The organism is Dechloromonas sp. HYN0024, assembly GCF_003441615.1.
GTDB lineage: Bacteria > Pseudomonadota > Gammaproteobacteria > Burkholderiales > Rhodocyclaceae > Azonexus.
Genome location: NZ_CP031842.1, coordinates 786,668 through 811,615, shown reverse-complemented (window position 1 = coordinate 811,615; position 24,948 = coordinate 786,668). Strand labels below are relative to the sequence as shown.

The 24,948-nt window shown below is 60.5% G+C and carries 24 protein-coding genes and 1 tRNA gene; 7 read left to right on the top strand and 18 right to left on the bottom strand.

The genetic code is table 11. The features are described 5' to 3' along the window. Positions 1-45: 45 nt before the first annotated feature. Positions 46-549: an SRPBCC family protein gene (locus tag HYN24_RS03940; protein WP_162888584.1), complete on the bottom strand. Its 504-nt coding sequence runs from the start codon at positions 547-549 to the stop codon at positions 46-48. An 11-nt stretch (positions 550-560) separates the two neighbouring features. Then, entirely contained in the window at positions 561-2,543 is a 1,983-nt protein-coding gene (locus tag HYN24_RS03935; RefSeq protein ID WP_117608050.1) for a bifunctional diguanylate cyclase/phosphodiesterase, read from the bottom strand. 146 nt (positions 2,544-2,689) lie between these two features. On the opposite strand from HYN24_RS03935, the gene HYN24_RS03930 reads away from it, so the two are divergent. Further along, positions 2,690-4,426: a GMC family oxidoreductase N-terminal domain-containing protein gene (locus HYN24_RS03930; RefSeq protein WP_117608049.1), complete on the top strand. Its 1,737-nt coding sequence runs from the start codon at positions 2,690-2,692 to the stop codon at positions 4,424-4,426. After that, entirely contained in the window at positions 4,419-6,170 is a 1,752-nt protein-coding gene (locus HYN24_RS03925; protein WP_117610191.1) for an alpha/beta hydrolase, read from the top strand. Before HYN24_RS03930 ends, HYN24_RS03925 begins: the two co-directional genes overlap by 8 nt. A gap of 12 nt (positions 6,171-6,182) precedes the next feature. Here HYN24_RS03925 and HYN24_RS03920 read toward each other — a convergent pair whose 3' ends face one another. The 4 genes from HYN24_RS03920 to HYN24_RS03905 form a co-directional block, all read right to left on the bottom strand. Next, positions 6,183-6,716, bottom strand: a complete 534-nt coding sequence (locus HYN24_RS03920) for a chorismate lyase (RefSeq protein WP_117608048.1) — start codon at positions 6,714-6,716, stop codon at positions 6,183-6,185. After that, a complete protein-coding gene (locus HYN24_RS03915) occupies positions 6,716-7,159 on the bottom strand; it encodes a DUF192 domain-containing protein (protein ID WP_117608047.1) in 444 nt (147 codons plus the stop codon). Before HYN24_RS03915 ends, HYN24_RS03920 begins: the two co-directional genes overlap by 1 nt. Continuing rightward, positions 7,152-7,727, bottom strand: a complete 576-nt coding sequence (locus tag HYN24_RS03910) for a pseudouridine synthase (RefSeq protein WP_117610190.1) — start codon at positions 7,725-7,727, stop codon at positions 7,152-7,154. Before HYN24_RS03910 ends, HYN24_RS03915 begins: the two co-directional genes overlap by 8 nt. A 91-nt stretch (positions 7,728-7,818) precedes the next feature. Then, positions 7,819-7,906, bottom strand: a tRNA-Ser gene (locus HYN24_RS03905). A gap of 127 nt (positions 7,907-8,033) precedes the next feature. On the opposite strand from HYN24_RS03905, the gene HYN24_RS03900 reads away from it, so the two are divergent. Next, entirely contained in the window at positions 8,034-8,726 is a 693-nt protein-coding gene (locus HYN24_RS03900) for a Bax inhibitor-1/YccA family protein (protein ID WP_117608046.1), read from the top strand. Between the two features lie 67 nt (positions 8,727-8,793). On the opposite strand, the gene rlmD is transcribed toward HYN24_RS03900, so the two are convergent. Next, positions 8,794-10,092, bottom strand: a complete 1,299-nt coding sequence (rlmD, locus tag HYN24_RS03895) for a 23S rRNA (uracil(1939)-C(5))-methyltransferase RlmD (RefSeq protein WP_117608045.1) — start codon at positions 10,090-10,092, stop codon at positions 8,794-8,796. A 50-nt stretch (positions 10,093-10,142) separates the two neighbouring features. Here rlmD and HYN24_RS03890 point away from each other — a divergent pair, with 50 nt between their 5' ends. Next, positions 10,143-10,619, top strand: coding sequence for a hypothetical protein (locus HYN24_RS03890; protein WP_117608044.1), 477 nt, complete (start codon positions 10,143-10,145; stop codon positions 10,617-10,619). Positions 10,620-10,752: 133 nt separating this feature from the next. Beyond that, positions 10,753-11,022: a hypothetical protein gene (locus tag HYN24_RS03885; RefSeq protein WP_117608043.1), complete on the top strand. Its 270-nt coding sequence runs from the start codon at positions 10,753-10,755 to the stop codon at positions 11,020-11,022. Between the two features lie 55 nt (positions 11,023-11,077). Here the strand turns inward: HYN24_RS03885 and HYN24_RS03880 are convergent, their stop codons facing one another. From HYN24_RS03880 to HYN24_RS03855, 6 genes are all read right to left on the bottom strand, one after another. Beyond that, positions 11,078-11,845 (bottom strand): MBL fold metallo-hydrolase, encoded by a 768-nt coding sequence (locus tag HYN24_RS03880; protein WP_117608042.1) that lies wholly within the window; start codon positions 11,843-11,845, stop codon positions 11,078-11,080. Beyond that, complete coding sequence (gene bamC / locus HYN24_RS03875) at positions 11,842-12,972, bottom strand: outer membrane protein assembly factor BamC (RefSeq protein WP_117608041.1); 1,131 nt, start codon at positions 12,970-12,972, stop codon at positions 11,842-11,844. Before bamC ends, HYN24_RS03880 begins: the two co-directional genes overlap by 4 nt. 12 nt (positions 12,973-12,984) lie before the next feature. After that, positions 12,985-13,863 carry a 4-hydroxy-tetrahydrodipicolinate synthase gene (gene dapA, locus HYN24_RS03870; RefSeq protein WP_117608040.1) on the bottom strand — a complete coding sequence of 293 codons (879 nt, stop codon included), beginning with the start codon at positions 13,861-13,863 and terminating at the stop codon, positions 12,985-12,987. A gap of 75 nt (positions 13,864-13,938) precedes the next feature. After that, a complete protein-coding gene (gene tilS, locus HYN24_RS03865) occupies positions 13,939-14,910 on the bottom strand; it encodes a tRNA lysidine(34) synthetase TilS (protein WP_117608039.1) in 972 nt (323 codons plus the stop codon). Beyond that, a complete protein-coding gene (locus HYN24_RS03860; RefSeq protein ID WP_117608038.1) occupies positions 14,879-15,847 on the bottom strand; it encodes an acetyl-CoA carboxylase carboxyltransferase subunit alpha in 969 nt (322 codons plus the stop codon). Before HYN24_RS03860 ends, tilS begins: the two co-directional genes overlap by 32 nt. 59 nt (positions 15,848-15,906) lie before the next feature. Beyond that, positions 15,907-16,524: a DNA-3-methyladenine glycosylase gene (locus tag HYN24_RS03855; protein ID WP_117608037.1), complete on the bottom strand. Its 618-nt coding sequence runs from the start codon at positions 16,522-16,524 to the stop codon at positions 15,907-15,909. Between the two features lie 128 nt (positions 16,525-16,652). Here HYN24_RS03855 and HYN24_RS03850 point away from each other — a divergent pair, with 128 nt between their 5' ends. Further along, positions 16,653-17,828, top strand: a complete 1,176-nt coding sequence (locus tag HYN24_RS03850; protein WP_117608036.1) for an EAL and HDOD domain-containing protein — start codon at positions 16,653-16,655, stop codon at positions 17,826-17,828. Here the strand turns inward: HYN24_RS03850 and HYN24_RS03845 are convergent, their stop codons facing one another. Then, entirely contained in the window at positions 17,829-18,473 is a 645-nt protein-coding gene (locus tag HYN24_RS03845; protein WP_117608035.1) for an MBL fold metallo-hydrolase, read from the bottom strand. Positions 18,474-18,596: 123 nt separating this feature from the next. Between HYN24_RS03845 and HYN24_RS03840 the strand changes: the two genes are divergently transcribed. Further along, entirely contained in the window at positions 18,597-19,457 is an 861-nt protein-coding gene (locus HYN24_RS03840; protein WP_117608034.1) for an HDOD domain-containing protein, read from the top strand. On the opposite strand, the gene HYN24_RS16255 is transcribed toward HYN24_RS03840, so the two are convergent. From HYN24_RS16255 to HYN24_RS03825, 4 genes are all read right to left on the bottom strand, one after another. Beyond that, entirely contained in the window at positions 19,454-19,588 is a 135-nt protein-coding gene (locus HYN24_RS16255) for a hypothetical protein (RefSeq protein ID WP_256372103.1), read from the bottom strand. The two genes, HYN24_RS03840 and HYN24_RS16255, sit on opposite strands and share 4 nt — an antisense overlap. Beyond that, on the bottom strand, positions 19,585-20,793 hold the full coding sequence (locus HYN24_RS03835; protein WP_117608033.1) for an MFS transporter: 1,209 nt from the start codon (positions 20,791-20,793) through the stop codon (positions 19,585-19,587). The genes HYN24_RS16255 and HYN24_RS03835 overlap by 4 nt, the downstream gene beginning before the upstream one ends. A gap of 36 nt (positions 20,794-20,829) precedes the next feature. Next, complete coding sequence (locus HYN24_RS03830) at positions 20,830-22,770, bottom strand: ATP-binding cassette domain-containing protein (protein WP_117608032.1); 1,941 nt, start codon at positions 22,768-22,770, stop codon at positions 20,830-20,832. A 73-nt stretch (positions 22,771-22,843) separates the two neighbouring features. Beyond that, positions 22,844-24,889 carry a methyl-accepting chemotaxis protein gene (locus HYN24_RS03825; protein ID WP_117608031.1) on the bottom strand — a complete coding sequence of 682 codons (2,046 nt, stop codon included), beginning with the start codon at positions 24,887-24,889 and terminating at the stop codon, positions 22,844-22,846. Positions 24,890-24,948 lie beyond the last annotated feature (59 nt).

Sequence of the window (24,948 nt, the reverse complement as noted above, 5' to 3'; positions counted from 1 at the left end):
GTTCATTGCTGGCATTTTGATGACCCGACGGACGGGTGAAAACCATCAGAGTGCCGGCGGAAGCCCCTGCCGGCTCTTGATCTCCAGACTCTTCAACCACAGCTCGTGGCCATCCGACATACGGTTCGGCAGAACAAAATTGACGATCCGCGCCCCCCAGCCATATTGCGACTCTTCGGTCAGCACCCGGCAACCGTCGCCTTCCGGCATCAACAACCAGGCATGATAGGCATCCACGCCCATACCCTTGGCGCTCCAGGCAATCCGCTCGCCCTGCAGGTATTCGGCGACCTCGGAGCGAATAGCCACGCCGAAAGTTTCCCAGAGAAAACAACTCCCGGCCGTCAGGTCCGTCAACGCTTCACCATCAACGCCCCGCACGTGGTGCGCATTGGCATACCAGGTCGGCCACAACGGGGCACGCACCAGCCAGGCCCAGACAATAGCCGGCGATGCCGGAATGAACAGCTGGTTGCTAACATGTACCGGCACCCGTTCCGGGGTAAAGCGCGCCGGCCAGACAATTCTTTGCTGCGGGCTGCTGGTCATTGCGCCCTCCGTCATGGATAAGAAATCGCGGCCCGGGACAATGACCAGCGGACGAAGTCATCCACCGGCAAAGCCTTGGCAAAATGCCAACCCTGCCCCAAGTCACAGCCTGCCTGGCGCAGCATGTTGAGCGTCGTTTCGTCCTCGATCCCTTCGGCCAGCACCTTCAAGCCGAAATCGTGACCGAGATTGATCGATGACTCGACAATGGCCTGATCCTGCGAATTACTCGACAGACATCCGACGAATGATTTGTCGATCTTCATCTCGTGGGCCGGCAGTTGCTTGACATAGGTCAGCGACGAGAAACCGGCACCGTAATCATCAATCGACAGCCGAATACCCGAAGCAACCAGGCGTTCCATCATCGCCAGCGCCGCTTCGGGCGACTTGAGCAGGACACTTTCCGTCAGTTCGACAATCACCACCGCCGGGTCGAGTCCGTAACGTTCGCGTTCATCCTCCACCGCCTGTACCACCTCGGGCTCAAGCAGGGCATCGGCCGACAGATTGATCGATACCGTCACCCCCGGCAAGGCAGCCTGCCAGGCGGCACAATCCCGCATTGCCCGACCGATGGTCCAGGTCGAAAAACGGGGCAGCAGACCCGTCGACTCGATAATCGGAATGAAATGGTCGGGAGGAATCATCCCTTCCTCAGGGTCAAACCAGCGTACCAGCGCTTCAGCACCGACCACGCGACCGCTGGCCAGATCAATTTGCGGCTGGTAATGGAGGACCAGTTGTTCGTCGAGCACGGCGCTGCGGATTTTTTCGTAGCGCCGGTTACGCCGGACAAAATGATCGTCAAGCGTCACATCATAAAAGCGGCTGCGCAGCCGATTATTGACGGAAAACAGCAACGCCTGCTCCGCCTTGCGCAGCAGTTCTCCGGCCCAGGCCGGCTCGGCGCAAGCCTGAACGGCAACACCAAAAGCAAACTCCTCATGGACGGAAAAGCCGAGATCATCCAGTTCGGGAAGTGCCTCGATACGGGAAATCGGGGCGAGCACGTCGGCATCGCTGCACCGGGCAGGCCATACCAGCGTCAGCTCATCAAGCCGGGTACGTCCGATATCCACCAGATCCGGCACCTGCTGCCGCAAGGCCGCAGCCAGGCCGGCCAGGGCGGCATCGACCCGGTCCGTGCCGACAATCCCGGCCAGTTCAGGCACCCGAAAGAAACGCATGCTGACCACAAACAGGTAACCGCTCTGCCCGGCTCCAGCAGCCAGCGCGTCGGCGATGGCATTGATCACCCCCTGCCGGTTGTGCAGGCCGGTTACCAGGTCATGGGTCGCGTTGAACTGCAGCGAATCGACATGGCGCCGCACCTCCCCGGTATGAAACTCGACCTGCTCCCACAATCGGGTCTGAAAAACACTGCGCAGCAGATTGAAATGGGCGGCGGTCAGCACATTGAAGAAATAGGCAACCCCGTAGTAAACACATTCATTGGTGCCGTATTTCCAGAAATCCCAATGCTGGGTGCTGTAATACATCGTGGCCGGAACAAGCGCCGCGTATAGTAGGCCAACCAGCCAGCCGATACGCTGGCCGCGCAGGAAGAACACCAGATAAGGGAAAGCAAATGTCCAGTAGACGGCATCGCCGGACCAGCCGCCGAGCACGACGTTGCTCGAAAAAATGAATAGTCCGGCCCAGATCAGCAGGTTTTCCGCCCACTCGGGTCGCCGCCCCCAGCGGGCCAGGCAGGCCGCAGGCAGCATCAGCAGGCAGACCTGCAAAACCTGAAGCTCACCCTGCAGGGACAGGCGCGGGTCGTCGGCATTCACCGTGCAGTTGATCAAGCCGACAATGAGCAGGAAGAACAGCCCGATCAGGGCAAAGGTCAGGGTATTTTTGCGGCGCTCGGCATCGGGGATGATGGTTTGTTCATTGACCCCGATCAGCTGGCGTACGGCTTGCGAAAAGCTGGCGGCGGGGACAAGCGTGGCGCTCTCCCCCGACTGCTGCAAATCCGCATGCTTCATCCTTACCCCCTGAACACCAGCCGCGACCAACCTTATGACAATAACATAGAAAAACTATTAAATGTAACTAAAGTTCACGATATCCTAACCCCATTGAATACGACAGGGCAATCAACAATGCCCGACCACCCGAAAAAGGAGCGTCAATGGCCCTATCGTCTCCCCTGGAAGCAGTCATCATCGGCAGTGGCTTTGGCGGCGCTGTTACCTGTTGTCGCCTGGCAGCCCGCTGGCCCGGCGAGGTCATGCTGCTGGAACGCGGCAAGCGCTATCCGAAAGGTAGCTTTCCGCGCAGCCCACATGATTTTTCGGCCAATTTTTACGCCACCCCAAAAGGCGGCGCAAAAGGACTCTTCGACATCCGCAATTTTCGCCGCATGGATGCCGTGGTCGGCGCCGGACTCGGCGGCGGATCGCTCATTTACGCCAATGTTTTCATGGAACCGCCGGCCTGGATTTTTGCGAGCCAATGGCCGGCCGGCCTTGACCGCGCAAGCCTTGGTCCGTATTACGCCGTCGCCCGATCGGTCCTCGGTGCCCGGCCTGTACCACCGGCCAACGACGAGCCGCGCCGTCGGGTCCGGCGGAGCGAACTATTCGGCGAATTTGCCCAGGCTGACGGCCGCCAGAGCCGACCCGCCGATATTTGCGTCTATTTCGGCGAGGCCTATGGCCAGGGGCGGGGTCCGGCCCAGGCCATAGGCGAGCAGGAACGCAACCGCTACGGGGCAACTCAGACCTCATGCACCTATTGCGGCGAGTGCGACATCGGCTGCAACGTCCACGCCAAGAATTCGCTCGACCTCAACTACCTGTACGCTGCGGAGCATCAGCACGGCGCACAGATCCGCACCGAATGCCAGGTTGAGCGTATCGTGCCACTCAATGCCGAGGGTCAGGCAGACAGCGCCGCCGACGGTCAGCACGGCTATCAGGTCGACTTTCGCGATGGTGCGGGCAAGCCTAGCTCGGTACGCTCCCGCCGGGTCATTGTCGCGGCGGGCACGCTGGGCAGCAATGAACTCCTGCTGCGCTGCCGCGACGAATTCGGCACCCTGCCCCGCCTCAGCCAGCAACTCGGCAAGCGTTTTTCCGGCAACGGTGACTTCGTTTCGATTGTCGCCGCCGGCAAACGAAATGCCGAACCCAATTATGGTCCGGTCATCACCCAGTACATCGATTACGGCCTGCACGAACCAAAGCCCGGCCAGCCAGCCTACATTCTCGAGGATGCCGCCTACCCTGCCTTCGCCGCGTGGTATGTCGAAGGCCTGCAGCCGATGCTCAACCCGCTCTACGTGTTGAGCAAAATAGGGCGCACGCTCCGCCTGTTCTGGCACCGCGTAACCCAGAGCCTGATCGGTGGCAAGTGGAGCGGCTCGGTCGTTGACTACTTCATCAGCCTGCTCCGCGGCGACATTGCCTACCGCAGCAGCATCCTGCTCTTCATGGGCCGCGATGCCGGCGATGGCGAATTTTCGCTCAAGGCTGGACAACTCACGCTGGACTGGCCGCAAAAGAAAAGCCGGCCGCTTTACGATGCCATTCTGGCCAGCGGCAAGCGTTTCGCCAACTTCGTCGGGACCCGGATATATATACCTCAACCGACCTGGGCCTGGCCGGTGCGCAACAACATTACCGTCCACCCGCTCGGCGGTTGCGCCCTGGCTGAAACCCCCGATCAGGGCGTGGTCAGCAGTTGTGATGGTAGCCGCGGCCAGGTCTTCGGTTATCACGGCCTGTACGTTGCCGATGGTGCGCTGATGCCAGGGTCGCTCGGCGCCAACCCCTGCGCCACCATTGCAGCGCTGGCCGAATGGATCGCCGAAGACATTACCGGCGTGACGCCTGATGCCACCCTGGGAGTCGAACAACATGGCTGACCAACCGATCGCCCTCCGCTTCACCGAGGAAATGAAGGGCTACTGCAGCCTCGGCCAATTCACCTGCCGTGAAGGCCATGATCGTGGTGAGGCCGCAGGCACGCCGCTGATGTTCCAACTGACCATCATTACCGATGACCTTGACCGGTTCATCGGTGAAGCCACGCATGCCGCACAGGCCATTGGCTTTATCGACAGCCCGCTGATCGGCGGCCGCTGCGCCGTACTCAAAGGCAGCTTCAACCTGTTTGCCGAAAGCGGCGACCGCAATCGAAAAACCATGCGCTACCGCCTGTTTTTTGAAAACCGGCTGGGCGAAGCGATGACCCTGAGCGGCACCAAAAACATCCAGAACAACCCTGGCCCCGACCTCTGGGCCGACACCACGACGCTGCAGACCAATCTGCTGGCCGGCCATATAGAGGCCGCTAACGAAGCTGCAGCCCCGCTGCTCGGCAGTGGCATCCTGCACATCCTGCCGACCGATTTTGCCCATCAGCTGACCACTTTCCGTGTCGATGCACCGTCGCTCGGTAAGCGCCTGGCCGCCCTGGAAAAATTCGGTGCTTTTTTTGCCGGCCAACTGTGGGAACTGCACGGCCTGCCACGCCACCACCACCCTGAACCGCGCATCCGGGAAATTCCGCTGCATACCCTCGAAGGTGTTCGCGACGCCGAGATCACCACCCACTATGCCAGTACCGGCGACGGGCTGGGTATCAGCCTGCTCCGTTTCCAGCGCGCTCCGTGCGACGACGTGGTCCTCCTCGTGCCCGGCCTAACCGCTTCCAGCGACATGTTCATCATGCCGGAGCACCGCAATCTCGCCAGCAGCCTGCTCGACGCCGGTTTTACCGATGTCTGGGCGCTCGATGGCCGGATCAGCAACCGCCAGCCCTACAATCTCAGCCGCCACCGCTACACCGTCGACGATGTCGCGCTCTACGACAACCCCGCCGCGATCAGCGCCATCCGCCGGGCGGTCGGCACGGGCAAGCGCATCCACATCATCGCCCATTGCCTGGGGGCGCTCTCCGTGGCAATGAGCCTGTTCGGCCGGGCCATCGACGGCATCGCCAGCGTCATCGTCAATGGCGTCGCCCTGACGCCTAAGGTCAACCGGATGGCCTACCTCAAGTTACACGCCGGCCCCTTCCTGGCCGAATCGGTACTTGGTCTCGACTATCTCGACCCGGCCGCCAGCCTGCGCCCGGGCATCTCCCCCGGCAAGCTGCTGGGCAAGGCAGTGTCGCTCTTCCATCACGAATGCGATGTGCCGGAATGCCACATGACCAGCTTCATGTGGGGCTTCGGCAATCCCGTGCTGTTCAGCCACGACAACCTGCATGACATCACCCACCGGCGCACCGGTGACCTCTTCGGCGGCAGTGGCGTGCATTACTACCGGCATGTCCTGAAAATGCTCAAAGCCGGCAATATGGCGGTCAAGTACGACCCCGACGATATCCGCTACCGCCACCTGCCGGACAACTACCTGCAAGATGCAGCAGCCATCGAAACGCCCATGCTGCTCGTAGCCGGCCAGGTCAATGCCCTCTTCCTCGACTCCAATGTGCTGTGTCACGAAAGACTGGAAGCCATCGTTCCGGGCCGCCACGAACTGGCGGTGATTCCCGGCTATGGGCATGCTGACGTGATCATCGGCAAGGATGCCGGGCGCGATGTCTTTCCCCGCTTCATCGATTTTCTTCGCCGGAATGCCGGGCCGAAGAACGGCAGCTGAAGGGCTTGCCGATCAGATACCGAGCGATTTCACAGCGGGCAGAAAGACCTCAGTGACCAGTACCTGCTGGCCGCAGAGGCGATGCAGGGAGCGACGTGCCCACAGGGTATCGCTGACCGCGCCAAGGACTGCGGCACGTTGATAGAGCGGGTGACGCCGGTCTAGCCGGCGAAACTCGATGGCACCGCGGTGAAAGCCGGGATGCGAAAAGAGCAGCGAACCAAGGGACTGACTGCCGAGACGCGCCAGCCAGCGGCTCAACCGCCCCCGGCCGGCAGTCGCCAGGGTGGTGTGGGCAAAAATGACCGGCACACCATCGCAGGTCAGCACCACCTCACGAATCCACGCTGGCTGTCGCGATAGATTCATCGACAAGCCCTCATCGGCCAGCGGCCACCCTTTTTCGTAACGCAGGAGGCGCACGCGAAACTGGCGACAGTGCCGCTGACAGCGCGCTGTCAGCGAACCCGGCTCGCGCAGCCAGGAGGCCAGCGCTGCATCGATGGCCCCGCCAGAGAGACAGGACCGCCATTTATTCTGTTTCATTACTGCGGGCGTGGCGCCTTGTCGAGACCACCCAGCTTGATGCCGGGCTTAAGCCCACGCTGGGCAAACCAGCCAATGTTCATTTCCAGCGCATAGCGGGCCGGGCGGCGCGCACAGTGGTTGTCTTCGGTCTGCGGCTGCATGTCCTCAATATTGATGATCTTGCCCTCAGCATCCATGAAGGCGACCGAGAGCGGCAACAATGTATTGCGCATCCACATGCAGTGGGTGTTCTCGTGATTGAAGACAAACAGCATGCCGCGCTGGACTGGCATCGACTGCCGCTTCATCAGGCCGATCTGGCGGTTCTGGTCGTTGGCCGCGACCTCCGCTTCAATACGATGGAACCCAGCGCTCAGTTCGATCACCGGCATGGCGCTCTGCGCCCAAGCCAGTGAGCCAATGGCCAGACCGGCGCACAGTGCAACAATATGTTTATTCATTGAATTTCCCTTGCAGATACTGGTAACCGCCATCGATCCTTCGCCATTGCCCGGGCGCCAGACCGGCCAGCGTGGCCGCCCCGATGGCAGCCCGTATCAGACGCAGCGTAGGATAACCGATGGCCGCGGTCATGCGCCTGACCTGCCGGTTCTTGCCTTCCGAAATCCGGATTTCCAGCCAGGATGTCGGGATCGCCGCCCGATAGCGGATCGGCGGTTCGCGTAGCCAAAGTCCCGTCGGCTCGTCGATCAGACGAACCCGGGCCGGTCTGGCGGTGAAATCGGAGAGAGGAATACCCGTACGCAGGCGCGCCAAGGCCGCTTCGTCTGGCACACCTTCAACCTGCGCCCAATACGTCTTTTCCAGCTTGTGCCTGGGATCGGCAATCTTGGCCTGCAACTTGCCGTCATCGGTCAGGATGAGCAAACCCTCACTATCGGCATCCAGCCGGCCGGCCACGTAAACATCCTTGACCGGAATAAACTCGTCGAGCGCCCGCCACTTGCCTTCCGGCGTGAACTGGCTGAGCACACCGTAGGGTTTGTTGAAGAAGACGAGGGAGGACACGACGGCAGACTCTCGCGGACTGGTCAGGGGACCAGCATCAGTACGGGCAGAAAGGAAAACGGCCCGAGAAGGGCCGTCTTGCAACATGTTCTGGCGGGTCCGGTGAGATTCGAACTCACGATGCTTTTCAGCACGCCGGTTTTCAAGACCGGTGCATTCAACCACTCTGCCACAGACCCGGAAGGCGCGCATGATAACACAGTCACCTCGGGAGCTATCCGGCCGACGTGTGCGGGAATAATTGAAACTTCAGCGCCGCTCCGTTAGTCTTAGCCTCTGTCGAAACCACAAAAGGGAGTTTCCCGCATGAATACCAACTTCGAGATTGCCAGCCAAGGCTCCTCGGGACTCGCGCTTCAGCAGAATCGCGTTCTCCGCAACACCTACATGCTGCTCGGCCTGTCCATGGTGCCGACCGTCATCGGCGCACTGCTCGGCATCCAGATGGGATTCAGCTTCTTCGCGGGCAGCCCCTTCATCTCCTTCCTGCTGTTCATGGGCATTGCTTTCGGCTTCATGTGGGGCATCGAGAAGAACAAGGACAGTGGACTGGGTGTCGCCCTGCTGCTTGGCTTCACCTTCTTCATGGGCCTCATGCTGTCGCGCATCCTGCAGGTTTCGCTGGGCTTCTCCAACGGCGGATCGATGATCGCCATGGCGGCAGGTGGAACCGGTGCCATTTTCTTTACCATGGCAACCGTTGCCGCCGTCAGCAAGCGTGACTTTTCCGGCATGGGCAAGTTCCTCTTTGCCGGCATGATCGTGGTCCTGCTTGCCGCCGTCACCAATATCTTCTTCCAGATTCCGGCGCTGTCGCTGACCATCGCCGTCGCCGTGGTCGGGATTTTTTCCGCCTACATCCTGTACGACATCAGCCGCATCATTCAAGGCGGTGAAACCAACTACGTCAGTGCGACGCTGGCCGTTTACCTCGATGTCTACAACGTTTTTGTCGGCCTGCTGCAACTGATCATGGCTTTGACCGGCGAACGCGACTGAGCGATCAGTCGGCCTCATGAAAAAAGGCGGCCCAGGCCGCCTTTTTTACGTCCATCGGAGCTGCTTTTCAGGTCCGTTCAAAAACGGCGATCGACTCAACGTGGGCCGTATGCGGGAACATGTTGACGGCCCCGGCCGAGACGAAACGATAGCCCTTTTCGGCGACCAGCACTGCCGCATCACGGGCCAACGTACCAGGATTGCAGGAAACGTATACGATGCGGCCCGGCGCATCATGGCCGAGCGCCCTGACCAGTTCGACCGCCCCCTCGCGTGGCGGGTCGATCAGCATCTTGTCGAAGTGGCCGAGCTTGGACAGTGACTGCTCCGTGCATTCAAAGAGGTTGGCAACACCGTACTCGACACGATCGGCCAGGCCGTTCGCCACAGCGCTTTCTTTGCCGCGCGCCACCAGCCCGGCACTGCCTTCGACACCAACGACCAGGGCACCAGAGCGGGCGATGGGCAAGGTGAAATTGCCCAGCCCACAGAACATGTCGGCGATCCGCTCACCCGGTTGCGGGTCAAGCAGGCGCAAGGCACGACGGACCAGAACCCGATTAACCGCATGATTAACCTGAGTAAAATCGCTGGGTTTGAAATCGAACTCGAGGTTGAACTCAGGCAGCGTATAGGACAAACGTGGCCCCGGCAGCGGGTGAAAGCGACAAATAGAGTCCGGCCCCTTGGGCTGCAGGTAGACGACAATCTCGTGATGCTCGGCAAAGGCACGCAACAAGCGCTCATCGGCCGCCGTCAGTGACTCAAGGATGCGTAGCAGTACGGCCGTGCAGTGCTCGCCAACGGCCACCTCGACCTCGCGAATCTGACCAGCCACCGTCAATTTGGCAAAGAGTTCGCGCATCGGCATGAGCAAGGCCGACACATGCGGCGGCAGGATGTCGCAGCTGCGGATATCGGCAATATAGCTGCTCCGCCACTCATGGAAGCCGATCAGCACCGGACCACCCTTGGCCACCTGCCGCACGGCCAGACGGGCCCGGTGACGATACCCCCAGGGCTCCCCCTGGATCGGCGGCAGCATGGTTTCGGGACGAACCCGACCGATGTGCCAGAGACTGTCTTCGAGAACCCGCTGCTTGGCGGCGACCTGCGCCGAAGGGTCCATGTGCTGCATGGCACACCCGCCACAAACACCAAAGTGGGGGCAGCGCGGCGCAACGCGGGCATTCGACGCCTTGATGACGCGAACCAGGTGAGCCAGCTCGAACTTGGACTTTCGGCGGAAACTGGCGTATTCGACGGTTTCTCCCGGCAAGGCACCATCAACAAAAATGGCTTTGCCCTCCTGACGGGTAATTCCCCGTGCCTCATGGTCCAGCGATGCGATGATCCCGATAGGCACGGTCAGCTCCGAAAAAGCGCGAATTCTATCAATCGGTTACACTATGCGCTATGGCTCGCGAATTGATTACCTCGTGGACAGATTACCAGATGGCGCTGGATCGCCTGCTCGCCATTGCCTGCCACAAGATAAGCATTTATGACGAAGACTTAGCCTTGCTGAAGCTGGACTCAGCGCCCCGCCTGCTTCATCTCCAGCGCATTTTGCGTGGCGGACATGACGATGCCCTGCAAATCGCCGTACGTAACGGGGGCCCCATGCGGCAAACGCATCCACTCCTACTTGGTCAGCTCAGCGCCTTTTCACACTGCGCCAGTGCCCGCGAAACGCCGCCCCACCTCGCCCATTTGCGTGACAGCATGATCCTGGTTGACGACAAGCATGCCCTGATCCGCTTCGAACGCGACCTGCCTCGCAGCAAACTCCTGATCGACGAAATGGATGAAATTCGCCCCTATTTGACGCGATTCCGGGAAATCTGGGCAGAAGGTGGCGAAAGCATTAACAGTACTGCGCTGGGGCTCTGAGTTGAGGCCCGAAGCACCCTGCCGCAAGTCTCGCCCAGGCAAATAATTTGTTGTTATAATCGGAGACTGATTAGGTATCTCCTGATCTCCGATCAATTCAGATTTTATTGCCTCTTGTCGATAAGGAAATCTCATGAATAAGTCTATCCTCGTTGCTGCTCTGCTCGCCGTTGCCCTGTCCGCTTGTGGCAAGAAGCCGGAAGCCCCGGCTGCTGCCCCGGCTCCGGCCCCGGCCGCTGCTGCTCCGGCTCCGGCCGCTGCCCCGGCTCCGGCTGCTGAAGCTGCCAAGCCGGCTGAAGCCGCTGCTCCGGCTGCTGCTGCCGCTGCCGCCCCGGCTGCCGCTGCTGCTCCGGCTGCTGCCGCTGCCCCGGCCGCTGCTCCGGCTGCTGCTGACAAGAAGTAATCTTCTTGCTGCAACGAAAAACGGGGCTTCGGCCCCGTTTTTTTGACCCTTATTTTTAACCGATGCTTCGCCAGTCAAATCCCTGATCGGCACTGGCCACCCCAATCCATTCGGCAGTATAGCCAAGCGCCCTGGTGGCGGCGCCAAGAGCCAATTCGGGGTGATTGTTTCGCTCGCTCAAATGCGCCAGGACCAGTGCCTGCAGATTGGAGCAGTCGATTTTCCCCAGCAAGGTCCCCGCAACTGAGTTTTCCAGATGTCCGTAGCGCCCGGCAATACGCCGCTTGACCGAGGCTGGATAAGCCGAGCGTTCAAGCATCGTCGCATCGTGATTGAATTCAAGGACCAGACCGGCACAACCGGACAGCATCGCGCAGACATGCGCCGTGGGCTCGCCGATATCGGTCAATACCCCGAGGCGGCATCCGGCACCGGAAAAAACATATTGCACCGGTTCGCGCGCATCATGCGGCACTGGAAATGCCTGAACCTCGATATCGCCAATTGACAGCGCGCGATGACTGTCGATGATGCGCAGGTCCAGATCATTATCGCTTTCACGACAGCCGACCCAGGTCCCATGCGTCATCCACACCGGCAGGCCAAACTTGCGGGCCAGCCTGAAGACACCGGAAACATGGTCGCCATGCTCATGGGTGACGAGAATTCCCGCCAGATCGGATGGGGCCCGGCCCAGACGCTGCAAACGGGCCACGGTTTCCCGTAGCCCGAAGCCGCAGTCGAGCATCAGGCAGCTTGCCCCGTGCTCGACGAGCAGCGCGTTACCGGCGCTGCCGCTGCCGAGCGAGGCAAAGCGGATCACTGCAACTGCTGGAGGAGCAGGCTGAGGATCTTCTTGGCTGTTTCCGACTTGTCGGTACCACCTTCGGCGGAGAGAACCTTAACGGTGCTCTGATCGCCAGCATCACTGACGTGAATGCGGTACTGCACCTTCGAACTGGCCGGCGCTTCTGCACTCTTCCAGAACGCGAGCTTGGAAAGGAAGCCGTCGTCCTTCTTGCTGAGCTTGTCAATTTCAGGATCGACGTAGCGGACAAAGTACAGGCCACGCGAGCGGTCCCGATCTTCAACGGTAAACCCGACGCGATCGAGTGCCAGCCCAACACGACGCCAGGCCCGGTCGAACCGCTCGAGCACTTGGAGCGAACCGGCGCCATCATCGGACTTGGCCAACATGGCACGCGGCTCAACCTTGGCCGTGGCGACCAGAACTTCCGCACGCTTCTCTTCCGAACCCAGACGAACCATCAGGCGGCGCAGCATCTCGGCTTCAAGTTCCGGATCGGCAGCGCGGGGCTGCCAGCGCGTGTCATCCTTGGCCGACGAGGTATAGACCTCTTCCATGGAGCGATGGCTGATGAAAATATCCGTCGTTCCCGGCGTTGAGCCCGGTTCGAAACGGGTGCGGAACTTGTCGCGCTCGCCCGTCGAGTACAGCGAATCAAGGAGGCGGCCAACGGAATTACGAATGAAATCCTGGCCGATCTTGGCCCGATTTTCCGCCCAGTCAGTTTCCATTACGCCGGCTTCAGGACGCTCGATGGAAATAATGAACCCGGTTTCCTGCCAGAAATCCTTGACCGTATCCCACAGTTTGTCAGCCGGTACAGCAACCACCAGCCAGCGCTGGCTGCCGGAACGCTCGACACGCACCTTGTCGACCTGGGGCAGGACCACCGAGTTCTGGGCCTGGGCGAGGGGCGTGCGGTCTGCACTGTAGGCCGAGAAGGTCGCACTACCCTTGCCGGCAGAGTCGGGCACCAGATAGCGGTCATCGCGCGTAATCTGCGACAGATCGGGCGGCACTTCAAGCGTTGGCGCCTTACCCGATGACTTGTATTCGATTTTGCGCGAATCAGGAAGAATGCTGCACCCGGCCAGCGCAATGGCGAGCAGGGAAAGGGAAAGACCGGAAAGCCGACGATTCATTATTTACTCCGCTCAGGCGAGTACGCCAGCCTGGCGCATGGCGGCCAGAACACGGCCCTGGTTGGATTCGGACAGGGTGGTCAACGGCAGACGGATGCCATTGGGCGAAAGGCCCATCTGGTGCACCGCCCACTTGACCGGAATCGGATTGGCTTCGCAGAACAGGTCGCGATGCAGACCAATCAGCTTGAAGTGAATTTCCCGCGCCCGGACGATATTACCGGAGGCGGCGGCCACACACATTTCGTGCATGAGACGCGGAGCGACGTTGGCCGTTACCGAAATATCGCCATGGAAGCCGAGGCTGATCGTCGCCACGGCCGTCATGTCGTCACCGGTATAAAGGCCAAAACCCTTCGGGGCGCGGGCAATCAGGTCACAGGCGCGATCGAGGTTGCCGGTCGCATCCTTGACACCGACGATGCCCGGCACTTCAGCCAGACGCAGGATGGTGTCGTTCGACATGTCGGCGACCGTGCGGCCCGGCACGTTATAGAGCAGAACCGGCAGTTCGACCGCTTCGGCAATCGCCTTGAAGTGGCGATAGAGGCCTTCCTGGGTCGGCTTGTTGTAATAGGGGACAACCGAGAGGGCCATGTTGGCGCCGGCCTTCTTGGCGAACTCGGTCAGTTCGATGGCTTCTGCCGTCGAATTGGCACCCGTGCCGGCAATGACGGGGATCCGGCCGGCGATGTGATCGACCGCCACCTTGATCAGTTCACAATGTTCCTCGACATTGACGGTCGGCGATTCGCCCGTGGTGCCAACCACCACGATGCCGTCGGTCCCTTCGCTGACATGAAAGTCGAGCAGGTTGCGGAAAGCGTTCAAATCGAGGCTGCCATCCTCATGCATGGGCGTAACGATGGCGACAATGGATCCAGTAATCATGGCCTGTTTTTGGAATAAGTAATCTGTCGATTGTAACTGAAGGCTATTCGCCGCGGAAAGGCGCTTGATCACACTTTATTGCTTTTTCGAAAGCCAGAAGAGCCGCCCGCGCATTACGCACATTTTTCCGTCCGGCAGGACCAGTTCCGGATGACGATCCGGCGCAGCCGACACCAACTGCCGGGCAAACTCCTCCAGCCGGGCCGCCACAGGCACCTGCCAGCCCAGGCCGCGCAATCGATGGCGCAATAGATTCTTCAGGCGCGGCGGCGAAAACTGGCGTAAGGCCGGCATCAACGCTGAATCGCCGTCGCCGGCCAGCAGCCAGTCCTGCGATGCCAGTTCATCAAGCAATCCAGCCGCTTCGGAAAAATGACTGGCGGCCAGTGCGAGAGACGCTTCAGCCGCCGGAAAGCGCTGACTGATGGCGACCAGCGTATCGTGGCGCAGAAAGTTGCGAGTCAGCGTGGTGTCGGCATTGCTCTCATCGTCCACCCAGGCCAGCCCTTCGGCGGCTGCGTAACATTCGATCTCGGCGCGCGACACATCGAGCAATGGGCGGAGCAGACGCAAGTGGCCGAAACGGCGCTCGGCCGGCATGCCGGCCGCCCCCGTTACCCCGGTGCCACGCAGCAGGTTGAACAGGACTGTTTCGGCCTGATCGCCACGATGTTGCGCCAACACCAGGCAATCCCCGGCACATTCGGCAAATGCCGCATAGCGGGCCGCACGGGCAGCAGCCTCAAGGCCTTGTCCAGAGGCAGGATCGACCCTGACATGGCGAATGACCAGCGGAATGCCGAGCCGCTCGCAATAGTCGGCACAGAAAGCAGCCCAGACGTCGGCATTGGGTGAAAGTCCGTGATGGACATGGATGGCGGAAAGCTTGCCGCGACCCAGACGACTCAGAAGATGCAGCAGCACGACCGAATCGCAACCGCCGGAAAGCCCCACCCAAAGGTGCGCGTCCGGCTGAAGACGGGCGGCACAAAAGGCGCCGACCCGTTCCTGAAGATCAGCTGACAGGCTCTTCCTTGTAGCGGCCATAGCTCATCAGCCGCTCGTAGCGGGTGGACAAAAGTTCAGCCGTGGACAGGCCGGACAACTGCTTGAGCGCATCCTGCAGTGCCTTCTTGAGGTTTTGCGCCATCGCCGCGTGGTCGCGCTGGGCGCCGCCGAGCGGTTCGTTGACGATTTTGTCGATGAGGCCCAGGGTTTTCAGGCGCTGCGCCGTAATGCCCATGGTTTCTGCCGCTTCCGGCGCCTTTTCGGCACTCTTCCAGAGAATCGAGGCGCAGCCTTCCGGCGAGATCACCGAATAGGTCGAATATTGCAGCATCTGCACGGTATCGCCGACCGCAATGGCCAGCGCACCGCCGGAACCGCCTTCGCCAATGATGGTGACGATGACCGGCACCTTCAGTTCGGCCATCACATACAGATTGCGACCGATAGCTTCGGACTGGCCGCGTTCTTCGGCATCGATGCCGGGATAGGCACCCGGCGTATCGACAAAGGTCATCACCGGAATGCCGAATTTCTCGGCCAGCTTCATCAGGCGCAGGGCCTTGCGATAGCCTTCGGGACGCGGCATGCCGAAGTTGCGATAAATCTTTTCCTTGGTGTCGCGGCCCTTCTGGTGGCCGATCACCATCACCGGCTGGCCGTTGAAGCGGGCCAGACCACCGACAATGGCGTGATCATCGGCAAAGGCGCGATCACCATGCAGCTCTTCAAAGTCGGTGAAGATCAGCGACAGGTAATCCAGCGTATAAGGGCGCTGCGGATGGCGCGCCACCTGGGAGATCTGCCAGGGCGTCAATTTGGCGTAGATTTCCTTGGTCAGCTGGCCGCTCTTCTTCTCCAGACGATCAATCTCTTCCGAGATATCGACGGCAGAATCATCCTGGACGAAGCGCAGTTCTTCGATCTTGGCTTCAAGGTCGGCGATGGATTGTTCGAAGTCGAGGAAACTAGTTTTCATGGACTGCTCGTTTACTAAGTTGGCGCGCATTTTACCCCAAAGGCAGAACGGCGACCGATTCAGTACTCGACCGGCACCGGATCGAGACTGCGCCAAAGGTACCAGGTAGCCACCGAACGCCAGGGACGCCAACGCTCGCCGAACGCGGCGAGACCTCGGCGCGTCTGCTTTTCACCGGAAAAATAGCGGGCAAATACGGCGCGCTGGAGCCCGATGTCGTCAAGCGGAAAAACATCCGGACGCAACTGGTGGAAAATCAGGAACATTTCGGCCGTCCACCGCCCGATGCCGCGCACGGCGGTCAGTTCGGCGATGATCGAGTCGTCGTCGCGGCGCACCCAGTCAGACGGATCAAGCCGCCCGCTGGCAAAATGCCCGGCCAGATCGCAGAGATATTCAATTTTCCGCCGGGAAAGACCACACCCGGCCAGCCCGCCCGCCCCCAACTCGACGACGCGTGACGGACAGACGACGCCAACTTGCGCAGCAAATCGCCCCCAGACCGCATCCGCCGCCTTGACCGAAATCTGCTGGCCCACGATGGAGCGTGCCAAGGTCCCGAAGGCGTCGCCGCGGGAAGCCAGCGACACGCCGGGATGGCGCGCGATCAGGTCGGCCATCGCTGCATCCTGGCGGGCCAGCTCGGCGGTAGCTTGGGTCCAGTAGTCAGGGAACATGGTCAGATTATAAGACCCTGGCCAAATGCCACTAACGAGAGCAATTAATTATGACGACTGACGCAGATGTTTGTGTTCAACTTTGTCAAGTTTGCTAATATCGCGCAAAACAACCGAGAGAAAAACCAATGCCCGGCACGGAACCCGTTTTCGTTTATCCGCTACTCGGGGCCGATGACTCATGGTCTGGCTACCGCATTGAATTCGCAACCACGGCACCCGACAGCGAAACCTTGTTCCGGCTGTTTTCATCGCCCCGGCTCGATACCTTTGATCAGCGTCATCCCTGGTTTCTGCCGGCGGTCAGCGGTGGATACGACGCGGGAACGCTGACCGGGCGTTCAGTCACCGTTTTTCCGGCCCACCCCAAACCCGAGGATACCGAGGCACTAAGCCAGCTTGAAGCGGCCCTGCGCGCGCAGGGCCGTCAGCTCGGACTGAAAGCCTCTCCGGAGCACAAGCTGCCCAGTCCGGGCGGCTGGGATTGCCTGCTGGTTGATTGCGGCCATGCCCGAAGCCTGCCCCCCTACACCCTGATCGGGATGGCCAGCCGAACCAAGCTGGTGGCCACCAACGTACACACGCATAACGACCGCAACTGGATTTTGAGCAATGCCTGCATCCTGTCGACCTGCGAATTCCTGCAAACCCGTTCAGCACCGAATACAAAAGCCGACATCACCCGGCTCAAGCTCCTCAAATTATTGACCCTGATCGCTGACGATGCCGACACCGACTGTCTCGACAGCATCTTCCGGGAAGAACCAAAACTCGCCTACAGCCTGCTTCGCCTGGTCAATTCGGCGGCGCTGTCGCCGGGCAGTCCGATTACCAGTTTCAATCAGGCCATCAACCTGCTCGGCCGCCGGCAATTGCAGCGCTGGCTCCAGTTACTGGTCTTTTCCGACCCGAACAATGGCCAGCACCCCAATCCGCTGCTGCAGAAAGCCGCAGCCCGGGGACATCTTTTCGAGTTTCTGGCCGGGCAACTCACGCCGCCATCGTCAGTCGAGAATCTGGCAGATTCTGCCTTCATGGTCGGTACCTTCTCACTGCTCGATGTCCTGCTCGGCATGAGCATGCCGGAAATCATGCGACAGTTACCGCTGCCGGAAGTTACCCGGACCGCCCTGCTCGAACACAAGGGCTCACTCGGCGAACTGCTCGCCGCAGTGACGGCCATCGACAAGCACGATCTCAATACGGCATCAGCAAGACTTGCCGCGCTCGGCATCGATGCCGACAATTTCTTTGAAGCCCAACTCGAAGGCTATGGCTGGGCTTCGAAAATCCATACCACCTGATCAGCCGAAGCGACCGCTCAGGAAAGGGTTGTACTTGCGCTCCTCGCCGAAGGTCGACATCGGCCCGTGACCGGGAATGAAATCGACCCCGTCACCAAGAGGAAAGAGTCTTTCCTTGATCGAACGTAGTAGCGTGTCGTGATCGCCGCGCGGGAAATCCGTCCGGCCGATCGAGCCCTGGAACAACACGTCGCCAACCTGGGCCAGGTGGCTCGGCGCATGGTAGAAAACCACATGTCCAGGGGTATGGCCCGGACAGTGCAGAACATCGAGTTCAATCTCGCCAAAAGCGACCTTGTCACCATCCTTCAACCAGCGTGTCGGCTCGAAGCTGCGCACATTGGGAAAACCGAACATCTTGCTCTGCTGCGGCATGCCCTCAATCCAGAAACGGTCTTCCTCGTGCGGCCCCTCGATAACGGTGATGCCGCTCTTTTCGCTAAGTGCAGCGACGCCGCCGGCATGGTCGATATGGCCATGGGTAACGAGAATCTTGGCGAGAACAAGCTGTTCATCGGCCAGAAAACGCATGATGCGCTCGATATCGCCACCCGGATCGACAACCACAGCCTGGCGGGTGTTCTCGCACCAGAAAATAGTGCAGTTTTGCTCGAAGGGGGTAACCGGAACGATGGCGTAGCGCATGGCAGAAAATGGATAATTTGACCGGCCCGGATTATCGCATGCCGTTCCGCTTGCCCACCGCCCTGCGCCCCCTTAAACTCCTTTCGGCGCCTTCACCATTCTTTTCGCGAAAGCCTGACACCGATGCTCGACCACCCGCTACCGGATCTTGATGCCTGGTCACTGTTCTTCAGCAATAACGGTCTGCCTGTCCTGCGTGTCACCAAGCGGCGAATCGAGGAAATGCGCGCCGACCTTGATCGGGTCGACGCCCGCGAACTGGCCCGCCTGATCCTCCAGGACCCGATCATGACGGTGCGTGTCCTGGCCTTCACCCAGCCCATGCGCGGCCGCTCCCTGCAACACGACATCACGACCATCGCCAGCTCCGTTGTCATGGCCGGCATCGAACCCTTTTTCAACCATTTCCGCGAACTGTTCACCATTGAAGACCAGATCAAGGAAGCAGGGCCGCATGCCTTGCTCGGCGTCCTGCAAATCGTTCGCCGCGCCCAGCGTGCCGCCGACTACGCGCAGGACTGGGCAATCTGGCGACATGATGTGACCATGGAAGAAGTGCGCATTGCCGCCCTCCTGCATGACCTCGCCGAAATTCTCGTGTGGTGCTCCGCCCCCAAGCTCGGCCTCGCCATCCACGACCAGCAAAAGGCCAACCCGACGATGCGCAGCGCCGAGGCGCAACGGCAGACGCTGGGCTTCACCTTCCAGGAAATCCAGCTGGAACTCTGTCGCGTCTGGAACCTGCCTGAATTACTCCGCGATTTGCTGGACGAGGACAACGCCGCCAACCCACGCGTCCGCAATGTCACACTGGCCGTTCGCCTGGCCCGGCATTCGTCCTATAGCTGGGAAGATCCGGCCTTGCCCGACGACTATCATGACATCGGCGAACTGCTCAATATCACGCCAGAGGCCGTACGCCAGCGCCTCGGCCTGTTGCCGATGCCGGCGCGCGAGGCTGACGGCGAGGCGGCGCTCAGTTAGCCGCAATAACGCAGATTGGCCCAGTCAAGGAGCAATTCGGGCATCTGGTAAGCGGTAAAGATCAGGGCCAGCAGCACCAGCACCAGGGCGACTGCAACGCCCCGCAGGAACCACGACCAGTTTGATGTCACGCTGCCTTCCCCAACCGTGCCAGCGGCTTCTCGTTGACCGGCCATGAGCAAATCGCAGCGAGCACCGACAAGCCGATGGAGATAGCCCAGGCGAGCGCGTAAGAGCCGGTTTCATCAAAAATACGCCCCCCCATCCAGGCCCCGAGAAAGCTGCCCAGCTGGTGCCCGAGAAAAACCACACCGGTCAGCATCGACATGTAGCGCAGCCCGAAAATCTGGGCGATCAGGCCGTTAGTCAACGGTACGGTACCCAACCACAGGATGCCGATCACTGCCGCGAAAGCCCAGGCGACAGCGGTCGACAGGGGAACCAGCATGAATATCAAAATGGCCACGGCGCGCAGGGCGTAAATCCACACCAGCAGGTTTTTCTTGCTTGAGTTCCCGCCCCGCCAGCCAAAAAAGAACGAGCCGAAGATATTGAACAGACCAATCAGCGCCACCGCTGTCATGCCGATATTGGCCGACATGCCGGCGTCGACCAGATAGGACGGCAGGTGCAACATGATGAAGGCGGTCTGAAAGCCACAGACGAAATAGCCCCAGAACAGGTAGTGAAAGCTACGCTCGCGGCTCGCCTCATGCAGCGCCTCGACCACCGACTGCCCGGACCCGGCCGACGGCTTGTGACCATCAGCCATGGCATAGGCCAGCGGCGCAATCAGGCCGACGCCGCAGGCCAGCAAGACCAGCGCGCTTTGCCAGCCGTAGGTGGAAATCAGCATCTGGCCGATGGGGAGTACGGCAAACTGGCCGAAAGAGCCGCCGGCACTGGCGATACCGAGGGCCAGACTGCGCTTTTCCGGCGTGGTGTGGCGGCCGATGACCCCCATGATGACCGGAAAGGTACTTCCCGACAGCCCCAGGCCAATCAGCAGGCCGGCCGACAGGTCAAGGGTCAGCGGCGTCGGGGCAAGCGACATGAGGACTAGCCCGAGCACATAGAGCGACGCCGCGACGAGCAAGGTACGCCCGGCCCCGAAGCGATCCGCAATGGCCCCGGCAAACGGTGAGCCGAGGCCCCAGATCAAATTCTGCAGGGCAAAGGCGAACGAGAAGGTTTCACGCGTCCAGCCGTGATCGGTGCTCATCGGCTGCAGAAAGAGTCCGGCCGTATGGCGGACGCCCATCGACAGCGTCAGGATCACGCAACCGGCAATCAGGATGATCGTTGGCGTACGCCAGCCAGCATTCGTTGTGTTCATGAATTATCCCGCATAAGGACCGTTGGAACGCCAGCCTCAGGCCGGGTTCCCGGCGCGTGCTTCAAGCCCTTCCCAACGCTCCAGCATGGCCATCAGTTCATCATCAATGGTAGCCAGACGGTCAGACGCCTTTTGCGCTGCGGCCGGATCGGTCTGGTACAGCGAAGCATCGGCGAGGCGTTGGCTCAACTCGGCCTGCTCGGCCTCCAGCCCGGCAATCTTGGCCGGTAGCGACTCCAGCTCGCGCTGTTCTTTCCAGGACAGCTTTTCGCCCTTCGGCTTGACCGGTTCGCTCACCTTGACCGGCTCGGCCAACTTGGCGACCGGCTTGGCTTCGGCCCTGGCCTTCGGCACATCCTTGGCGACACTGGCCTTGTAGGTTGCCCAGTCGGTGTAGCCACCGGCATATTCCTGCCAGGTGCCATCGCCTTCGGCGGCGATGGTCTGGGTCACCACATTGTCGAGGAAAGTCCGGTCGTGGCTGACCAGGAACAGCGTCCCTTCGTAGGTTTGCAGGAGTTCTTCGAGTAGTTCGAGGGTTTCGATATCGAGGTCGTTGGTCGGCTCATCGAGGACCAGCACATTGGCCGGCTTGGCAAACAGGCGGGCCAGCAGCAGGCGGTTACGTTCGCCACCGGAGAGCGAGCTGACCGGCGAGCGGGCGCGTTCAGGGGCGAACAGGAAATCTTCGAGATAGCCGATGACGTGCTTGCGGGCGCCGCCGATATCGACCCAGTCGGAACCCGGTGAAATGACATCGGAGAGTGTTGAGTTGGGGTCGAGCTGGGTGCGGAACTGGTCGAAATAGGCGATATCCATTTTCGTCCCTTGACGCACGATGCCGGAATCCGGCTTGATTTCGTCTAGGATGAGGCGGAGCAGCGTGGTCTTGCCAGCTCCGTTGGGTCCGATCAGGCAGATCTTGTCACCACGCTGGATGCGCGTCGAGAAGTCGCGCACGATTTCCCGCTGACCATAGGATTTATAAACGTGCTCGAGTTCGGCCACCAGCTTGCCACTCTTGTCACCGGAATCAAGTTGCAGATTGACCTTACCCATCCGCTCGCGCCGGGCCTGACGCTCGGCGCGCAGCTTGTCGAGCCGCTGGACGCGAAACACGGCACGGGTTCGCCGCGCCTCGACGCCCTTGCGAATCCATACTTCTTCTTCCTTGAGCAGTTTGTCGGCCCGGGCATTGGCCAGACCCTCCTCATGCAACAAGGCTTCCTTGCGCAACTGGTATTCCTTGAAGCTGCCGGGAAAACTGACCAGCTTGCCGCGATCCAGTTCGACGATGCGGGTGCACACGCGGTCGAGGAAGGAACGGTCGTGGGTGATGAAAAACAGCGTCACACCCGATTCAATGAGCAGGTTTTCCAGCCATTCGATAGCCGCAATATCAAGGTGATTGGTCGGCTCGTCGAGGAGCAGCACCTCGGGCGCCACAGCCAAGGCCTGGGCCAGGGCCAGGCGCTTTTTCTGGCCACCGGACAGGCTGCCGACTTTGGCGTCAGGGTCAAGACCGAAACGTTCGATAACCCGCTCGGCTTGGGCCTCGTAGGCCCAGGCACCGCGTGCTTCAAGTTCATGCTGCAACTCGGACATGCGTTCGAGGAGGACCTCATGATCGGCATCGGCCTCGCCCAGTTTGTGCGATACCTCATGATATTCGGCCAACAGTGCCGAACTTTCGCCCATGCCGGAACTGACCGCCTCAAAAACCGTCGCCTCGGCCTCGAAAGGCGGCTCCTGCGGCACGTAGCCAACGCGTATACCGGGCTGCGCCCAGACCTCGCCATCATCCAGCCGCCCCCGCCCGGAGCCGGCCGCCATTGCCGCCAACAGGGAGGACTTGCCAGTACCGTTGCGGCCAATCAGGGCCACCCTTTCGCCCGGATCGAGCAGGAAGTCGGCATGATCGAGAAGCGGCACGTGACCGTAGGCAAGGCAGGCAGAAGAAAGTTTTAGATAGGGCATTGGTCGCAATGAAAACGGCGCCCCGCAGGGCGCCGCGTTAGGAAGAAACGCATTTTATCCGCTTGCGCGACGATCAGGTGGTAAAGCGCGCCAACTGCCCCTGCAAGTTGGCCGCCATGTGCTGCAGGTTCTCTGCCCGCGCCGTGTTTTCAACGGCACGACTGTTGCTGCCATCGGCAGCCTGGGCAATCTGCTCTACCAGACGGGCAACTTCCTGGCTGGCCGCGCTCTGTTCGCGGGTGGTATCGGCAATCCCCTGAACCACTTCCACCGTTTCCTGCGCCCGCTGATCGATGATTTGCAGCGACTGGCCGGCCTGCCGGGCCAGCTCGACACTCTCGCTCATGTTGGCGCTGACATTTTGCATGCGCTGCACCGCCCGCCCGGTTTCATCAAGTATGGCTGACACGGTAGAAGTAATTTCCTGTGTAGATAGCGATGTCCGCTCAGCCAGCTTGCGTACCTCGTCGGCCACGACGGCAAAGCCACGCCCCTGCTCGCCAGCCCGTGCCGCCTCGATGGCGGCATTGAGCGCCAGCAGGTTGGTCTGATCGGCAATTTCCCGAATCACGCCGACCACACTGGAAATCTGCTTCGAGCGTTCACCGAGCGATTCAATCAGGCTGGCCGATTCGTTGATATCACTGGCCACGCGCTCAAGTTCAACAACCGTACTGGAAACCACCTGACGTCCGGTTTGGGTCACTTCCTTGGCGCTCTCCGAAATCTGCGCTGCCTGGTTGGCGTTCTCGGCCACCTGAGTGATGCTGACCGACAACTCCTCCATCGACGCCGCTATACCACTCGCCGACGACGCCGCTTGTTCAGCCGAAGCAAGTGCCGAACGGGCAGCATTCTGCAGTTCAACGGCCGACGCCCCCACCTGCGACGACGAGGCTGAAACGCCAAGCACCAGACTGCGGACGCTTTCCGCCATCACCCCAAAGGCGGCACCGATGACATGTACTTCGTTCCGGCTGCCGGCCTCACTCGCCTGCCGCCCATCAATCCGCAGGTCACCCCCGCTGATCCGCGTCGCCGCCTCGACCACTCCGGCCAAGCCACGCAAACGGAAGCTGACCAGCAGATAGACCAGCGTGGCCAGGACAAAAGCAGCGGCGATGCTGATCAAAATAACCAGATTGCGCAGGGCATGGCTCTCTTCCAGATATTCGTCGAGCCAGCTGCCCGTGGCGACCATCCAGCCCCAGCCGGCTGACGTGGCCCCGTAGACAATTTTTTCGCGCTCACCACCCGCCGCATCGGTCATCACATAACGGGAGAGTCCGCTCTTGCGCGCCAGAAGTTCGGCAATGGCTGTCTTGGTGACGGCCGGCAGATCAGCATCGCCAACCATCATTCCCTGCAACTTGGGATGCAGGACAAATTCTCCGATGGCTTTTTCGTCGGTCGGTCGGACGATATACACGTAGCCCGTCTTGCCGGCTACCTGCCCCCCGAATTGATCACGTATGCGTTTGAGATCGTTGTCGAGCGATATCCGCACCGACTGCGCCCCCCAAACTTTGCCATCCGCCCCCTTGAGCAGCTTGACAGTGCTGAAATTGTATTTTCCGCCGCGAATGGCCAACCCCTGATAATCCTTTCCAGCCAGAACCGCCTTGGCTACCGGGTCAGCATCAGGAATCTGGGTGCCGGCCATGCTATTACCATCCTTGTCTTTCAACAGCGTGGCGAGGCGATAGAGCTTGTTATCGCGAATGATCAGAAAAGCCGCATCGTCCCCGGTCAGATCGCGAAAGGCCTTGAGTTGCCGGTCATTGCCATTAAGGATTTCATTGCCGACCTTGACCACCGGCAACTCAATCGCGCCGGTCTTGACCAGACCAGCCCCCGGCTCCGGAGAAGCACCAATGAATTTGCTGAAATAACGTGACTCCTCCTCACCCCGCACCTTGACCGCGTCAAAGATCGAATCCAGCATGCCGGCCATCAGCTTGGCCTCATGTTCGAGATTACGCTCGGCCACGGTCACAGCCGCACTATCTGCCCGGTTCTGGACAACCAGGGCAAGGATGGAGAAGACAACAATCAGGGCGGCAATCGTTGCCAGAATCAGTTGCTGAGCGATCGGACGCCGCTCAAAGCCTACGAACATGACAATTTCCTTATTTTCGGTATATTGTATTTTTGAAATCTATCACAACGCCTTTCTCG